The organism is Pseudomonas putida, assembly GCF_028682175.1.
Classification (GTDB): domain Bacteria; phylum Pseudomonadota; class Gammaproteobacteria; order Pseudomonadales; family Pseudomonadaceae; genus Aquipseudomonas; species Aquipseudomonas putida_AD.
This window is the reverse complement of sequence record NZ_JANHKS010000004.1, coordinates 136,767-151,536: the sequence shown is the minus strand read 5'-3', so window position 1 is coordinate 151,536 and position 14,770 is coordinate 136,767. Positions and strand designations below refer to the sequence as shown.

General features: G+C 63.6%; 10 protein-coding genes. 8 read left to right on the top strand and 2 right to left on the bottom strand.

The annotated features are described in order from the left end of the window. Positions 1 to 175 precede the first annotated feature (175 nt). Positions 176 to 2,092, top strand: a complete 1,917-nt coding sequence (locus tag NPS29_RS04845; protein ID WP_274131050.1) for a tyrosine-protein phosphatase — start codon at positions 176 to 178, stop codon at positions 2,090 to 2,092. A gap of 16 nt (positions 2,093 to 2,108) precedes the next feature. Here NPS29_RS04845 and NPS29_RS04840 read toward each other — a convergent pair whose 3' ends face one another. Further along, positions 2,109 to 3,089, bottom strand: a complete 981-nt coding sequence (locus NPS29_RS04840) for an AraC family transcriptional regulator (protein ID WP_274131048.1) — start codon at positions 3,087 to 3,089, stop codon at positions 2,109 to 2,111. 247 nt (positions 3,090 to 3,336) lie between these two features. On the opposite strand from NPS29_RS04840, the gene NPS29_RS04835 reads away from it, so the two are divergent. The 4 genes from NPS29_RS04835 to NPS29_RS04820 are packed head-to-tail and all read left to right on the top strand — an operon-like array spanning position 3,337 to position 8,214. Continuing rightward, positions 3,337 to 4,140: a 2-dehydro-3,6-dideoxy-6-sulfogluconate aldolase gene (locus tag NPS29_RS04835; RefSeq protein WP_274131046.1), complete on the top strand. Its 804-nt coding sequence runs from the start codon at positions 3,337 to 3,339 to the stop codon at positions 4,138 to 4,140. A 19-nt stretch (positions 4,141 to 4,159) separates the two neighbouring features. After that, the gene (locus tag NPS29_RS04830) at positions 4,160 to 4,915 is read left to right on the top strand and encodes a TSUP family transporter (RefSeq protein WP_274131044.1); all 756 of its coding nucleotides are present in this window, start codon (positions 4,160 to 4,162) and stop codon (positions 4,913 to 4,915) included. Between the two features lie 58 nt (positions 4,916 to 4,973). Beyond that, on the top strand, positions 4,974 to 6,713 hold the full coding sequence (locus NPS29_RS04825) for a 6-deoxy-6-sulfo-D-gluconate dehydratase (RefSeq protein ID WP_274131042.1): 1,740 nt from the start codon (positions 4,974 to 4,976) through the stop codon (positions 6,711 to 6,713). A gap of 40 nt (positions 6,714 to 6,753) precedes the next feature. Beyond that, the gene (locus tag NPS29_RS04820) at positions 6,754 to 8,214 is read left to right on the top strand and encodes a 3-sulfolactaldehyde dehydrogenase (protein ID WP_337993878.1); all 1,461 of its coding nucleotides are present in this window, start codon (positions 6,754 to 6,756) and stop codon (positions 8,212 to 8,214) included. Between the two features lie 246 nt (positions 8,215 to 8,460). On the opposite strand, the gene NPS29_RS04815 is transcribed toward NPS29_RS04820, so the two are convergent. Further along, on the bottom strand, positions 8,461 to 9,516 hold the full coding sequence (locus NPS29_RS04815; RefSeq protein WP_274131040.1) for a LacI family DNA-binding transcriptional regulator: 1,056 nt from the start codon (positions 9,514 to 9,516) through the stop codon (positions 8,461 to 8,463). Between the two features lie 227 nt (positions 9,517 to 9,743). On the opposite strand from NPS29_RS04815, the gene NPS29_RS04810 reads away from it, so the two are divergent. The 3 genes from NPS29_RS04810 to NPS29_RS04800 all read left to right on the top strand — a co-directional run bounded on the left by NPS29_RS04810 (position 9,744) and on the right by NPS29_RS04800 (position 14,765). Further along, positions 9,744 to 11,501, top strand: a complete 1,758-nt coding sequence (locus tag NPS29_RS04810; protein WP_274131039.1) for a solute:sodium symporter family transporter — start codon at positions 9,744 to 9,746, stop codon at positions 11,499 to 11,501. Then, positions 11,501 to 13,546 (top strand): alpha-glucosidase, encoded by a 2,046-nt coding sequence (locus tag NPS29_RS04805; RefSeq protein WP_274131038.1) that lies wholly within the window; start codon positions 11,501 to 11,503, stop codon positions 13,544 to 13,546. Before NPS29_RS04810 ends, NPS29_RS04805 begins: the two co-directional genes overlap by 1 nt. 109 nt (positions 13,547 to 13,655) lie before the next feature. Further along, positions 13,656 to 14,765, top strand: a complete 1,110-nt coding sequence (locus NPS29_RS04800; RefSeq protein ID WP_274131037.1) for a porin — start codon at positions 13,656 to 13,658, stop codon at positions 14,763 to 14,765. Positions 14,766 to 14,770 lie beyond the last annotated feature (5 nt).

The following is a 14,770-nucleotide window of genomic DNA, read 5'->3' as shown; positions in this document are numbered from 1 at the left end:
AGCCTTTCAGCTGTCCGGCGTCGGCGCCCATGGCACCCACCGACGCACTCCAGACGAAACACGCAAGAAAAAGACCGATCGCGCAGCCAATTTCCGCCTGCATCGTTTTGTCACAATCAGGTCCCGACAGACGCAGATAGTAGCCAGCCCAACCTGTATTCAAGGAGGCTACACAGTGTTTCCCCGCATCTTGCCGACGCTCTCTGTCCTGACCCTTTCCATCAGCGCCGCCCACGCCGCCGACACTCTGGGTACGCCACGCCTGGCCGGCATGGACAATTTCCGTGATGTCGCAGGCACCACCACGGCCTACAGCACCGCACTGGACGGGACCATGCGCGCCGGTGTGTTCTACCGCTCCAACGCGCTGACACCGACAGCTTCCGACCTTGCCATCCTCAATGGCCTGGGCATCAGCGCGGTGTACGATCTGCGCACCGCGAGTGAAATCGCCGCGACGCCCGACACGCTGCCAGCCGGCGCCACTTACACCAACATCGACATCATCGGCAGTGGCGTCTCGGGAGCCAATGCCACCAATATTTCGGTCAGCAGTGCGGCCGAGGCGGTGGCCATGATGCAGCAGGCCAACCGCAGTTTTGTCAGCGACTCCGGCATGCGCAGCCAGTTCTCGGTGCTGTTCAACGACCTGGCGGGTGTCGACGGCGCGGCGTTGTTCCACTGCACCGCCGGCAAGGACCGCACCGGCTGGACCGCCGCCGTGCTGTTGAGCATCGCCGGAGTGGACAGCGGCACCATCATGAGCGACTACCTGGCGACCAACCAGTACACCGCTGCGCGGATCGCCGCGACCCTGGCCGCGATGCCTGCGAGCATGGCGGCGATCTACGGACCGTTGCTCACTGTCGATGCCAGCTACCTGCAAGCCGGCCTCGATGAAGTGACCGCCGAATACGGCTCCATGGACAACTACCTCAAGCAGGGCCTCGGGCTGTCTCAGGAAACCATCTACGTGCTGCGGGCCAAGATGGTCTATTACAACAGCCTTCCCGGACAGGCCGAGTTTCTGGGCAACGATGCCGCCGGCGCCCGTTTGCTGCAGCAGTTGCAGAACAGCAGCCTCTCGGGAAACTACAGCGCCTACAACTTCTACCTGCAATCGGCGCTGGACGCCGGGAGCCTGGGTGGCGTGCAGTCCACCGTCGGGGGCCAGGTGCATGCCGATGCCGCCAGCTACCTGTTGCGCCAACCCGGCGTGGTGGGCCAGGCCACGGCCGCCTACACCAGCGGCGTGGGGCTGAAAGAAGGGCAGAGCCGGGTATGGACCACTGGCCTTGCAGGCTATCTGGGGACCGACGGTTCTAGCCGCGCTGCCAGCAGCAACGAGCACACTCAAGGCACGCTGTTCGGCATCAGCCAGCGCTTCTCCGAGCAGTTGAGCGGCTATGCCGCCTTTGGCTACAGCCGGGGCACTGTCGGCGGTGCGGGAGGCGAAGTGGACACCGACCTGACCCTGGGCACCCTCGGCGGGCGTTTCGCACCGGACGGGCTGGAGCATGGCCTGTTCCTGGCGGCGGACCTCAGCGCCGGGTACGTGGACTATCACAGCAAGCGTGAGATCGGCGGCGGCCTGGGTGATGCCAAGGGCGACACCCACGGCAACCTGGCGAGCGCAGGTTTGGCCTTGGGTTACCGTGTGCCGATGAACAGCGTCACCCTGGAACCAAGCCTGGGCGTGCGCGCCACGCGCCTGGACCTTTCAGGATTTCAGGAGAAGGGCAGCGAACTGGCGTTGCAGGTGGATGCCACCCAGCAGACCCGGCGCAGCGCATTCGGCAACGTCAAGGCGACCTTCGCACCCATCGGCCAGAGTGGCGGCTGGCAACTGGTGCCTGGGGTCGAGCTGGGCTACGAACACGTACTGGGTGACCACAAGACCGAGAGCGATGCAGGGTTGCTGGGGTTGAGCGTCCAGCAGCAGGCGGCCTACGCCAGCCGCGACCAGTTCAATGGCGCGGTGAACATGATGGCGACCCTGGGCGCGTTCAGCATCGGTGCCGAGGCCGGGGCGATCGGGGGCGGCGACAGCCACGGTTTCAGCGGCAGCCTCAAGGCCAGCTATCAATTCTAAGGCGCCGCTTGAAGCGTCAACGACGGTGCAGCCCCAGCTTCACATCCTGGGGCTTTACCCCATAGGCGCTCTGAAAATACTGGCTGAAGCGCCCGGCATTGGAAAAGCCGAGACTCAGGGCCACCTCACGCACCGAGGAACACGGCTCGCCTTGCAGCAACCGCCAGGCGTGCTCAAGGCGTACCTGACGCTGGTATTCCACGATGGAGGTGCCAGCAAAACGGCGAAAACCCTCTTGCAGGGCGCGAAGGCTGACATGGCTCAGAGCCGCGAGCTGCGTGCCGCTGACCATGGACTGCGGGTGTTGCCGAAGATAATCCATGGCCAGTTTCACGTGCCGGGGTGCAAGGCCCGGGGCAGGGCGGTGCAGCGCCTCGCTGTAGGAGTGCGGCCATACCTGTAATACAGCATCGATGAGCATTTCCTGAAGGCGCTCAGGCATCAGGCCGCGAGCGTTGATCAGCGAGTCGGCTTCGACGCTGGTGGCAAATTTCACCAGCGCCTTGAGCCCGTCGAAGGCGGCGTTGTGCAGATCGACCCTGCGCTGAAATCTGAGCGGTTTGACCGCAGGCTTGCCCAGCAGCAAGGCCAGACGCTCGACAAACAGCCCCCGACGCACGGAAAAGCCGTACTGGCTGTGCCCCTCGACCATTCTCACCGAGCGCATCTCGCATTTCTCCACCGCCAAGCCCACTGAAGCGTTGCCAATGGCTTGGTCCGCAAGGTCGACGATCACCTGGCCCGCCGTGGGCAGGATGAAGCTGATCTCGTCGTCCATGTCCGGTGTTTCGAAGGCGAAGTCACCGCCGTAACTCATCTGCCTGAAGCTCGTGCCCTCATAGCGGCCGTACACGCCGGATATGCGGATCGGCATCTGTGGGGTTGGGAAATGGGAATACAGGTTGCCGAACGCACGGGTGAACAACGCGCCGAAATCATCGGAGTTCATGTCATCGGAGCGGATCACGATTTGCTGACGCAGCGCGGCAGAGGTCATTGTCTGTCTGTACCAAAATGAGAGGCAGCTGAAGGGCGTTGGCACGCTAGCAATCCTCTGTGACGCAATTGTTACATGTGTACACAGTGGAGCTGCTGCGAAAGCGTTCAAACCTGCTTCATGAAAAAATCGTAGCGCTGCGATAGTTTCTGCAATATGCTTCCGGCACATTTCGCAGCGCTGCGAATTTGCAGAAATCGAGGGCATGACGGGCGCTGTTCCTATAAAGACAAGAAGGAGACACGCCATGTCCGCAGGAAAACTGCACACCACGTTCGCCAGCCAGTTGGGCGGCCTCAATGCGCCGATTGGCACCTGGTTGATGTCCGCCTCGGCCAGCACCGCCGAGGCGCTGGGTTATGCCGGGTTCGACTGGTTGCTGGTGGACATGGAGCACGTGCCGATCGAATACCGTGACCTGTGGCAGCTCCTTCAGGCCGTGCAATGCACCGGCGCCCAGCCGATCGTGCGCCTGGCCGCCAATGACCCGGTACTGCTCAAGCGTGCGCTGGACCTGGGCTCGTTCAATGTCATGGTGCCGTTCGTGGAGAACGCCGAGCAGGCCCGGGCCGCCGTCAACGCCGTGAAATACCCGCCATTCGGCACTCGCGGTTTTGCCGCCGTACACCGCGCCAGCCGCTACGGCACCTGGGCCAATTACGGCAACGAAGCCAACGACGCCGTGACCTGCATCCTGCAGATCGAAACCCCGAATGCACTGAACAATCTGGAAGAGATCGCCGCTGTTCCAGGCGTTGACGCGCTGTTCCTCGGCCCTGGCGATCTCTCGGCGGCGTGCGGCCACATCGGCAATCCGGGCCACCCGGAGATTCAGGCGATGATCAGCGACGCCATCGTGCGGGCGAAGAAAATCGGCATGCCGATGGGCATCGTCGGCGGCACCCCGCAACTGGTGCAGAGCTATCTGGAACAAGGCTATGCGTTCGCCGCGGTGGCCTCGGACATGGCGATGATGATGAACAAGGCCAACGAATTCCTGAAGGCGCTCAAGGCCAATCAGGCCCCGGCAGCCGTCGCGACGCCTTACTGACCCGGCAGGCGGACGAACAATGATGAGTGTCAGCGCGCATCTGGGCTTTCTGTTCTGTGTCGCGGTGGCGACCTTCGCCCAGAACACCACCGGCTTTGCCTTCGGCTTGTTGCTGCTGGGGCTGACCGGCCTGTTGCAACTGGCCCCGGTTGAAACCGTGGCCAACGTCAGCTCGGTGCTGACCCTGGTCAATGCCTTCGTGATGTTGCGCCGCCGCCCGGACCTGGCGCCGAAACTGCTGGCGCTGATTCTGCTGTGCAGCCTGCTGGGCGTGGCTGCCGGGGTGGAATTGCTGGGGTTGCTCGGCACCCATGAGCGCGATCTGCTGCAACTGCTGCTGGGCTCGACCATCGTGCTGTGCAGTTTCCTGCTGGTGGTGCGCTCGCGCCATCTGCAGCGTCTGTCGGGCTGGACCAGCTTTTCCTGTTTCGCCGGGTTGTCCGGCGTGATGGGCGGGCTGTTTTCCAGTGCCGGGCCGCCGCTGGTCTATCAACTCTACCGCCAGCCGCTGCCGACCAACGTGGTACGCGACACCCTGATCGTGGTGTTTGCCGTCAACGCGCTCATGCGCCTGATCCTGCTGACCAGCACCGGGCGTTTCGACCTGCAATCGGGCTACCTGACGCTGGAAGCGGTGCCGGTGGTGTTCGCGCTGACCTGGTACATGCGCCGTCGTCCGCCGGCCATTGCCCCGAAAATCTTGAAGTACGGTGTGTTCGCCTTGCTATTGCTGGCCGGCGCGAGCCTGGTGGGGCAAGCGTTGCTGGCCCTTTAGCCATTGCGCCCGAACCGTTGAAAACAGCCTTTTGAATCAATCAGTGGAAGCTAACTTCATGTCCGAAAAAACCAAGAAACTGGAAGAACTGCGCAGCCAGCGTTGGTTCGCCCCGGACACCATCCGTGCGTTCGCCCATCGCCAGCGCCTGCAACAGATCGGGTTGCGCCGCGAGGAGTTCATGGGCAAGCCGGTGATCGCCATCCTCAACACCTGGAGCGAAATGTCACCGTGCCATTCGCATCTGCGTGAGCGCGCCGAAGCGGTCAAGCGCGGCGTGTGGGCCGCGGGCGGCTTTCCGGTGGAACTGCCGGTGCAATCGGTGGGCGAGGTGATGGTCAAGCCCACCACCATGCTCTACCGCAACCTGCTGGCGATGGAGGCCGAGGAACTGCTGCGCTCGCTGCCCATCGACGGCGCGGTCTTGCTCGGCGGTTGCGACAAGTCCACCCCGGGGCTGTTGATGGGTGCCCTGAGCATGGACCTGCCGATCCTCTATTGCCCGGCAGGCCCGATGTCCAACGGCAAGTGGCGCGGGGTGAAAACCGGCGCCGGGACGCACACCAAGAAGTATTGGGACGAGCGCCGCCTGGGCCTGATCGACACCGTGGCCTGGGAAGAACTGGAAGGGGCGATGACCCGTTCCATCGGCACCTGCAACACCGTGGGCACGGCGTCCACCATGACCAGCATCGCCGACGCCATCGGGTTTACGCTGCCAGGCGCTTCGAGCATTCCGGCCGCCGATGCCGCGCACCCGCGCATGGCCTCCCAGTGCGGGGAGACCATTGTCGACCTGGTCTGGCGTGATCGTCGCCCGTCCACCTGGCTGACCCCGGCGCACTTCGCCAATGGCGTCGCGGTGTACATGGCCATGGGCGGCTCGACCAACGCCGCGATTCACCTGATCGCCGTCGCGCGCCGCGCAGGCATCGACCTGACCCTGGATCAACTGGCTGAAACGGCGGCGAAGATTCCGGTGCTGTTGAACCTGTTCCCGTCCGGCAACGCGCTGATGGAGGACTACCACTTCGCTGGCGGCCTGCGCGCCTTGATGCGTGAAATCACGCCGTTCCTGTCCCTGGATTGCGCCGGTGCCACCGGGCAGACCTGGGACAGCCTGCTGGCCGACGCCAAGTGCTACGACAGCGACATTATCCGCAGCCTCGACAACCCGGTGGTCGGGCTGGACCAGGGTTCAACCCTGGCCTTGTTGCGCGGCAACCTGTGCCCCGATGGCGCGGTGATGAAGTCGTCCGCCGCCAACCCCAGCCTGCGCAAGCATTCAGGCCCCGCGCTGGTGTTCGACGATCACGAAACCCTGAGCCGGATGATCGACGACCCGGCGCTGGAGATCACCGCCGACACCGTGTTGGTCCTGCGCAACGCTGGCCCCGTGGGCGCGCCGGGCATGCCGGAGTGGGGCAACCTGCCGATTCCGAAAAAGCTGCTGGAGGCTGGCGTGCGCGACATGCTGCGCATTTCCGACTCGCGCATGAGCGGCACCCACTACGGCAGCTGCGTCCTGCATGTGGCCCCGGAAGCCGCCGTGGGCGGGCCGCTGTGCCTGGTGCGCACCGGCGACATCATCGACCTGGACATCGCCGCCGGCACCCTGAACATGCGCGTCAGTGACGACGAACTGGCTCGCCGTCGCGCAGAACACGTCCCGGTCCACCGCCAGTACGGGCGTTCGTTCGCCGCGCTCTATCAACAGCATGTGACCCAGGCCAACGAGGGCTGCGACTTCGACTTCCTGCAAGCCGGGGAAGTGGTGCCCGAGCCGCCGATTCACTGATGCCGCCGATTTTTCTGACCTTCACAGGAGTTCGCTTTTCATGATCCATCTCAAGGATTCATCGTTGTTCCGGCAACAGGCCTACATCGACGGCAAGTGGGTCGGCGCCGACAACGGCCAGACCTTCGACGTCACCAACCCGGCCACCGGCGAGGTCATCGCCAGCGTGCCGCAAATGGGCGAAGCCGAAGCCGAGCGCGCGGTGGTCGCGGCGCACAGGGCGTTCAAGCAATGGAAGCGCAAGACCGCCAAGGAGCGTGCCGAACTGCTGCAACGCTGGTACGCGCTGATGCAGGAGAACCTGGACGACCTGGCGCAGATCCTCACCGCCGAGCAGGGCAAGCCCCTGGCCGAGGCCCGGGGCGAACTGGCCAATGGCACCTCGTTCGTGCAGTGGTTTGCCGAGGAAGCCAAGCGCATCTACGGCGACACCATCCCTCAGCCCTCGGCCGACAAACGCATCCTGGTGACCAAGGAGCCGATTGGCGTGACGGCAGCGATCACGCCTTGGAATTTCCCCCACGCGATGATTACCCGCAAGGTCGCGCCGGCCCTGGCGGCAGGCTGTGCGATGGTGCTGCGCCCTGCGAGCCAGACGCCTCTGTCAGCCTTGGCCTTGGCCGTGTTGGCAGAACGCGCAGGCATCCCGGCCGGGGTGTTCAGCGTAATCACCGGCAGCGCGACGCAGATCGGCAGCGTGCTGACCCGCCATCAACTGGTGCGCAAATTCAGCTTCACCGGTTCCACGCCAGTGGGTCGCCTGCTGATCGGCCAATGCGCCGACACGGTCAAGAAAGTGTCGATGGAGCTGGGCGGTAACGCGCCGTTCATTGTCTTCGACGATGCCGACCTGGATCAGGCGGTCGAGGGGGCGATGCTGTCCAAGTTCCGCAACGCCGGTCAAACCTGCGTTTGCGCCAACCGCATCTACGTGCAGGACGGCATCTATGACCTGTTTGCCGAGAAACTGGCTGCGGCAGCACGTTCGCTGTTGCTGGGCGACGGCACCCAGCCGGGCGTGACCCAGGGCCCGATGATCGACGAGGCGGCGGTGCGCAAGGTCGAGGAACACATCAGCGACGCCCTGGAAAAAGGTGCGCGGCTGGTCACCGGCGGCAAGCGGCATGCGCTGGGCGGCAGCTTCTTCGAGCCGACGGTGATGATAGGTGTGACTGCCGAGATGAAAGTCGCCCAGGAAGAAACCTTCGGCCCGCTGGCGCCGCTGTTCCGCTTCAGCAGCGAAGAGGAGGTGATCCAGCAGGCCAACGACACCGAGTTCGGCCTGGCCAGTTACTTCTACGCACGGGATATCGGCCGGGTGATGCGCGTCAGCGAAGAGCTGGAATACGGCATGGTCGGCGTCAACACAGCGCCCATTGCCAACGAGATGGCACCGTTCGGTGGGGTCAAGCAATCGGGCCTGGGCCGCGAAGGCTCGAAATACGGCATCGAGGATTACCTGGAAACCAAGTACGTGTGCCTTGGCGGCATGGATCGCTGACCCCACCACCGCCCCCGCCGGCAAGCCGTGCTGCTACGGTCTGGCGGCGGATCTGTGACCCTCGTCTAACCCGGAGCTGTGGGAGCGGGCTTGCCCGCGAAGGCGTCAGACCTGACACATTGAGGGTGACTGACCCACCACCTTCGCGGGCAAGCCCGCTCCCACAGGTTATTGGTATTGCCCCCGGACCTCATAAATACTCCGATCCCGTAGCAGCCGGGCTTGCCCGCGGGGCGGTCTCGAGGCCTACGCGCGGGTGCTCTCGCGCACGATCAGCTCGAACCCCAGATCCACCGTTTCAGGCTCTGCCGGCAGGGTGCCGGTTTCGATCCAGTGCAACAGCCGGCTGGCCACCGTACGCCCGATTTCCACTGGATACGGGCGTACCGTGGTCAGGCGCGGAGCGCTGAGTTTGCTCAGGGGCAGGTCGCCAAAGCCTGCAATCGCAAGCTCGCCCGGCACATCGATGCCACGGCGGCGCGCTTCGAACAATGCGCCAATGGCCAGCACGTCGTTGGAGCAGCACAGGCCCTGGGGCTCGCTGGCCGTCAGCGCCAGTTCGTCGAACACTTGGGTCAGCACCGCATCGGAGGTGCCTTCCTGCAACGCAATCACCCGGGCCTCGCAGCCTTTGTTCGCCAGCCATGCCGTGAAGCCTTCGGCACGCTTGCGAGCGCGGTGGTCAAGGTGCATGCGGGCGCCGACGTAGGTGAACTGGCGCAAACCCAGGTCATAGAGGTGTTCGGCCAAGGCCGCGCCGACGTGCTCGTGGAAGAACCCCACTTGCAAGTGAAACGGCGCGTCGCCCAGTTCCCACATCTGCGCCACGGGAATGCCGGTGGCCTGCAGCAGGGTGCGCGCGGCTTCATGCTGGCTGCCAGTCAAAACCAGCGCCGCCGGTGACCAGGACAGGTGCGCGCGCAGCAGTTCAAGCTCGCGTTCGGGGTCGTAGTTGCTGTTGCTGATGAGCAACTGATAGCCGCGCTCTTCGAAAACGTCCTGCATGGCCTGCAGGGTTTCGGAGAAGAAGGCGTTTATCATCGACGGCACGATGACCGCCACGGCCCGACTGTGGGAGGCGGCGAGGGCGCCTGCCAGGCGGTTGACGGTGTAGCCGGTTTCCTCGATGGCCTGGCGGATGCGCTCGGCGCGCTTGCTGGACACCGCTTCAGGGTCACGCAAAAAGAGTGAAACCGTGCTGGGCGACACCTTGGCCCGTTCGGCGACCACATCCATGGTCACGCGATTGCCCTTGCGACGGCCAGCATTGAGGTTGGCCACGGTGGCCGGTAAGTCGCTCATCTGCTACCTCAGGTGCAAAAGCTCAAGAGAATGAAAGCAGCCCGCGTGCAAGTCAATCGTGACCATCGCGATGTTCGAAATTTCGAATGCGAACAAAAATGCGCCGCAAACGAATGAAAAATCGTAGCGCTACGATTTAGCTTGGTTTATTCTCGCCCTACAAGATTTAGCAGCGCTGCGATTTTGCCGTGCTGCTGCCCAACCCACGTTGGAGAACAACTATAAAAATGACTACGTCCCTGTTCACATTCCTCAGCATGCTGTTTTTCACTGGCCTCGTCGCTGCCATTTCCTGGTCCTTCACCCGCAAGGCCAAGGACGTAGGCGCCCACGGCTATTTCATGGCCAGTGGCGGACTCAATGGCTGGTTTATTGCCGGCTCCATGATGCTTACCAACCTGTCCATCGACCAGTTGGTGGGCCTCAACGGCGACTCCTACGCGCACAACCTGAGCTCCATGGCCTGGGAGGCGACTGCCGCCGTATCGACCATCGCCCTGGCGCTGTTCTTCCTGCCGCGTTACCTGCGCGGCGGTTTTTCGACCCTGCCGGAGTTCATCGAAAAGCGCTATGACGTGACCACCCGGCGCGTGGTCAGCGGCCTGATGGTGGCAACCTACACCCTGGTGCTCAACCCTGCGTCGCTGTACCTGGGGGCGATCACCTTCAACCAGATCTTCGATTTGCAGACCATCCTCGGCTGGTCGTATCCGGCGACCATCTCGCTGCTGATCGTCAGCACCGGTGTGATCGGCGCGGCCTACGCGGTGCTGGGCGGCCTGCGCGCGGTGGCGGTGTCGGACACCATCAACGGCGTCGGCTTGCTGGTCGTCGTGGTGCTGATTCCGGTGATCGGCCTGTGGACCCTGGGCAACGGCGACGTGCTGTCCGGCGCCCAGACCATCATGCATGACACCCCCGAGAAGCTGAACGCCATTGGCGGTCCCCAGGACAAGGTGCCGTTCGGTGCGCTGTTCACCGGGATGATCTTTGCCAACCTGTTCTACTGGTGCACCAACCAGGCCATCGTGCAGAAGAGCATGGCGGCCAAGAACCTCGCCGAAGGGCAGAAGGGCGTATTGCTCTCCGGTTGCCTGAAGCTGCTGGTGCCGCTGGCGATGCTGATGCCCGGCGTCATTGCCTGGCACCTGTTCCGCGACCAGCCGCTGGCCAACTCCGACCTCGCCTATCCGGCGCTGGTCTCGGCGCTGATGCCATGGTGGATGAAGGGCTTCTTCGTGGCGGTGATCTTCGGCACCGTGATGAGCCACTTCAACGCGATCATCAACGGCACTGCGACGCTTTTGACCTACGACTTCTACAAGGCCCTGCGCCCGCTGGCCGATGACCAGGCGCTGGTGCGCTTCGGCAAGCGGGTCAGCATCATCGCCGCGCTGGTGTCACTGGTGGTCGCGCCGATGCTGATGTACGCACCGGAAGGGATTTATGCGGTGCTGCGCCGCTTCACCGGGTTCTTCAACATGCCGATCATCGCGATCATGCTGTTCGGTTTCTTCAATGCCCGTGGCGGCGCATTCCCGGCCAAGCTGGTGCTGGGCCTGCATGCCTTCTGCTACGCGGTGTTCGTGCTGGGCTTGAAGATCGACACGCGCTTTGGCATCAGCTTCATCCACGTGATGGGCATCATGTTCGCCATCGAAATGCTGATCCTGATCGCGCTGCGCAAGCGTTTCGCCCGCGCCGAACCCTACGTGGTGCAGGTCGCGACCCGCACCATGGACCTGACCCCATGGCGCCACGCCGGCAGCTTCAGCATCTTCCTGCTGGCGGCCCTGGTGTCGATCTACCTGACATTTTCCGGACTGGGTGTGGCCAGCGCCACCGGCCCAAGCCCTTGGTACGGACCACTGATGGCCGCGGTCTGGGCTCTGGCACTGGTGGCTGCAAGCGTCAGCCGCCGTCGCTGGAACCGCCGTGAACTGGCCAACAAGTCCGCTCTGACAACCTGCGAGGCACATTCTTGATGACAGCGTTCAATTCTATCGCCCAGGCAGGCTTTCAACAGATTGACGATGAAGTTCAACTGACGGTCGGCGGCCGCGTGCTGCTGCGTCACAGCCAGGCCAACCCTGGGATTTTCATCGGCCATGGCGATGCCAGCATCAGCATGCAGCGCGGCAACTTCTCCATCACCGATTACGTGCAGGAGCGCATTGCCCTGCGTCATGCATGGCTGGACACCGCGACCAATCGCCTGGATTTCCGGGTCTGGGCCGACGGACCGGTGATGCTCAGCCTGAACCTCGAAGTCCAAGGCAACCTGTTGCGCCTGGTGCCTGTGAACGTAGATGCCGGGATCAACCGCTTCTGGCTACGGGTGCCGGCACTGGTCGATGAGCACGTATGGGGCTGCGGCGAGCAGATGTCGTATTTCGACCTGCGCGGCCGGCATTTCCCGCTGTGGACCTCGGAGCCAGGCGTGGGCCGCGACAAATCCACCTGGCTGACCCTGCAGGCCGACAACGAAGCCAACGCGGGCGGTGACTACTACCACACCAACTACCCGCAGCCGACCTACATCTCGTCGCAGCGCTACTGCCTGCATGCGGTCACCACCGCCTATGCGGATTTCGATTTCCGCCACGACGATTTCCATGAGCTGCAATTCTGGGCCGTGCCTGAGGCGTTCGAATTCATGCTGGGCCAGGACTTCCCGGATCTGGTGGGTCAGCTGTCGAGCCATTTCGGGCGACAACCGCGTCTGCCGGAGTGGGTGATGCAGGGGGCGATCCTGGGCCTGAAAAACGGACTTGAGCACGCCCAGACGCGTCTGGACGATGCATTGCAAAAAGGCGTTGCGGTCAGCGCGCTGTGGTGCGAGGACTGGGAAGGCCTGCGCATTACCTCATTCGGCAAGCGCCTGTTCTGGGACTGGCAGTGGAATGCCGAGCGCTACCCGGATCACGCGGCCTGGGTCGATAAACTGCAGGCCCAGGGCATTCGCTTCATGGGCTACGTCAACCCGTACCTGTGCAACGACGGCCCGCTGTTTCTCGAAGCACAGGAAGCAGGATACCTGGCGACCCGCGTCGAAGGCGGAACCTACCTGGTGGACTTCGGCGAGTTCCTCTGCGGTGTGGTCGACTTTACGCTACCTGCGGCGGCGCAGTGGTTCGAGGAGCGCATCCTGCGTCGCGAGATGCTCGACAAGGGACTGTCCGGCTGGATGGCGGACTTCGGCGAGTACCTGCCGATCGACCTTAAGCTGGCTGGCGACGCCGACCCGATGCTGGAACACAACGCCTGGCCGGTGCGCTGGGCCGAGGTCAACGCGCGTGCCATCGAGGCTGCCGGCAAGACGGGCGATGCGCTGTTCTTCATGCGCGCCGGTTATAGCGGCGTGCAGCGTCACTGCCCGTTGCTCTGGGCTGGCGACCAGTCGGTGGATTTCAGCCGCCATGACGGCTTGCAAACCGTAATTTGCGGCGCCTTGTCGTCGGGGCTGCTGGGCAATGCCTATCACCACAGCGACATCGGCGGCTACACCAGCCTCTATGGCAATTGCCGCACCGCCGAGCTGTTCCAGCGCTGGGCGGAAATGGCGGCGTTCACCCCGGTGATGCGCACCCATGAGGGCAATCGTCCGGACCAGAACCTGCAGTTCTGGGACCACGACGAAACCTACGCGCATTTCGCCCGCATGACCCGCCTGTACGTCGCGCTGCGGCCGTATCTGCAAACCTTGGTCGAGGAAGCGCAGGCCACCGGGTTGCCGTTGCAGCGACCGTTGTTCCTGCATTACGAAAACGACCCGGACACCTACGCCATCCAGGACCAGTACCTGTACGGCCGTGACCTGCTGGTGGCCCCGGTGCATGCCGAAGGCCAGCGCGAGTGGTCGGCGTACCTGCCCCAGGGCGATCAGTGGCAACACCTGTGGAGCGCCGAGCGTTTCGAAGGCGGCCAGCGGGTCCGCGTCGCTGCGCCTTTGGGCCAGCCGCCGGTGTTCATCCGCGTCGGCAGCGCCTGGCAGGAGCGCTTCGAAGCGCTGGGCCGCAACGCCTCATGAGTTGATTCCCACCGCAGTGCGCACGTGTCTGTGCGCCTTCCAGAGAGAAGGCGCCGGGTTCGTGCGCGCCCAGGAAACACCAACACCTGCGTTATCCGAGTAAGTGAACATGCATAACAAGAAAAATCACTGCTTTGCTGCTTTTGCGCTGTCTGCCGGGCTTTGCTCGGCCACCCAGGCCCAACCGCTGGTCTTCAAGGAAGGCAACTGGCAGGTCAACCCCTACGGCATCCTCGATCTGTCGCTGCAGACCGGCAAGTTCACCGACGATCATCCTGCACACGGCATGGTGTCAGACGGCAACCTGCAGGCCTCGCGCATCGGCCTGAAGATCGACTACAAGCTGGGCGACTCAGGCTATGGCCTGCGGGCGTTCGGGGAGCGCGGCCTGGTGCTGCGCAACATCTGGCGCACCGGCTACAACGAAGGCAAGATTTCCACCAACCGCGGCTATGGCGCAGGCGTGACCGGGCCCTTCGGTTCGGTGGATGTCGGCAGCCTGTACATGCCCATCTACTGGGTGTTCCTCGATTCGGACGTCGCCTTGTACGGCCTGTCGAACATGGCCTCGATCATGAGTCTTGAGCACACCACGACCCTGGGCAAGAGCGGCACCGGCGGCTTCTACGACACCACTGTGCGCTATCGCTCGCCTGAGGTGGCAGGCTTCTCCACCGAGCTTGGCTATTCCTATGGCAACTCCGACGTTGAAAACGGGCCCAAGGAGAACCGCACCAGCGGTTTCAACCTGCGCTACCGCGATGGCGACACCCGGCTGGGCTACGGCTTCAACCGCCACGACTCGATGCCATCGCTGACCACCGGCGAAACCTACACCCAGAACACCCACGTCATCACCGGCACCTACCGGCTGGGCAAGGTATTGTGGGGCGCCAACTACATCTATTCGGACCGCGACACCGACGCCCGCTGGTTCGCCTCGGCGCAGATGATCAATGCGCGCATCACCTTCGGCCCCGGGGATGTGACGCTCGGGGTGTCGCACCGCATCGAAGCTGAGGGCGCGCGCGCCTGGGCGACACACGCCGGGTATCTGTACTCACTCAACACCGACACCCAGCTCTATACCTACGTCTCGCACATCGTCAACAACGGTGACTCGACCCAGGGCTTTGCGCTGCTCAGCGAAAGCTACCCGAGCGTGCCCAAGGGTTACGATCCGTGGGCGATGACGGTGGGCATTCGCTGGGGATTCTGACATTG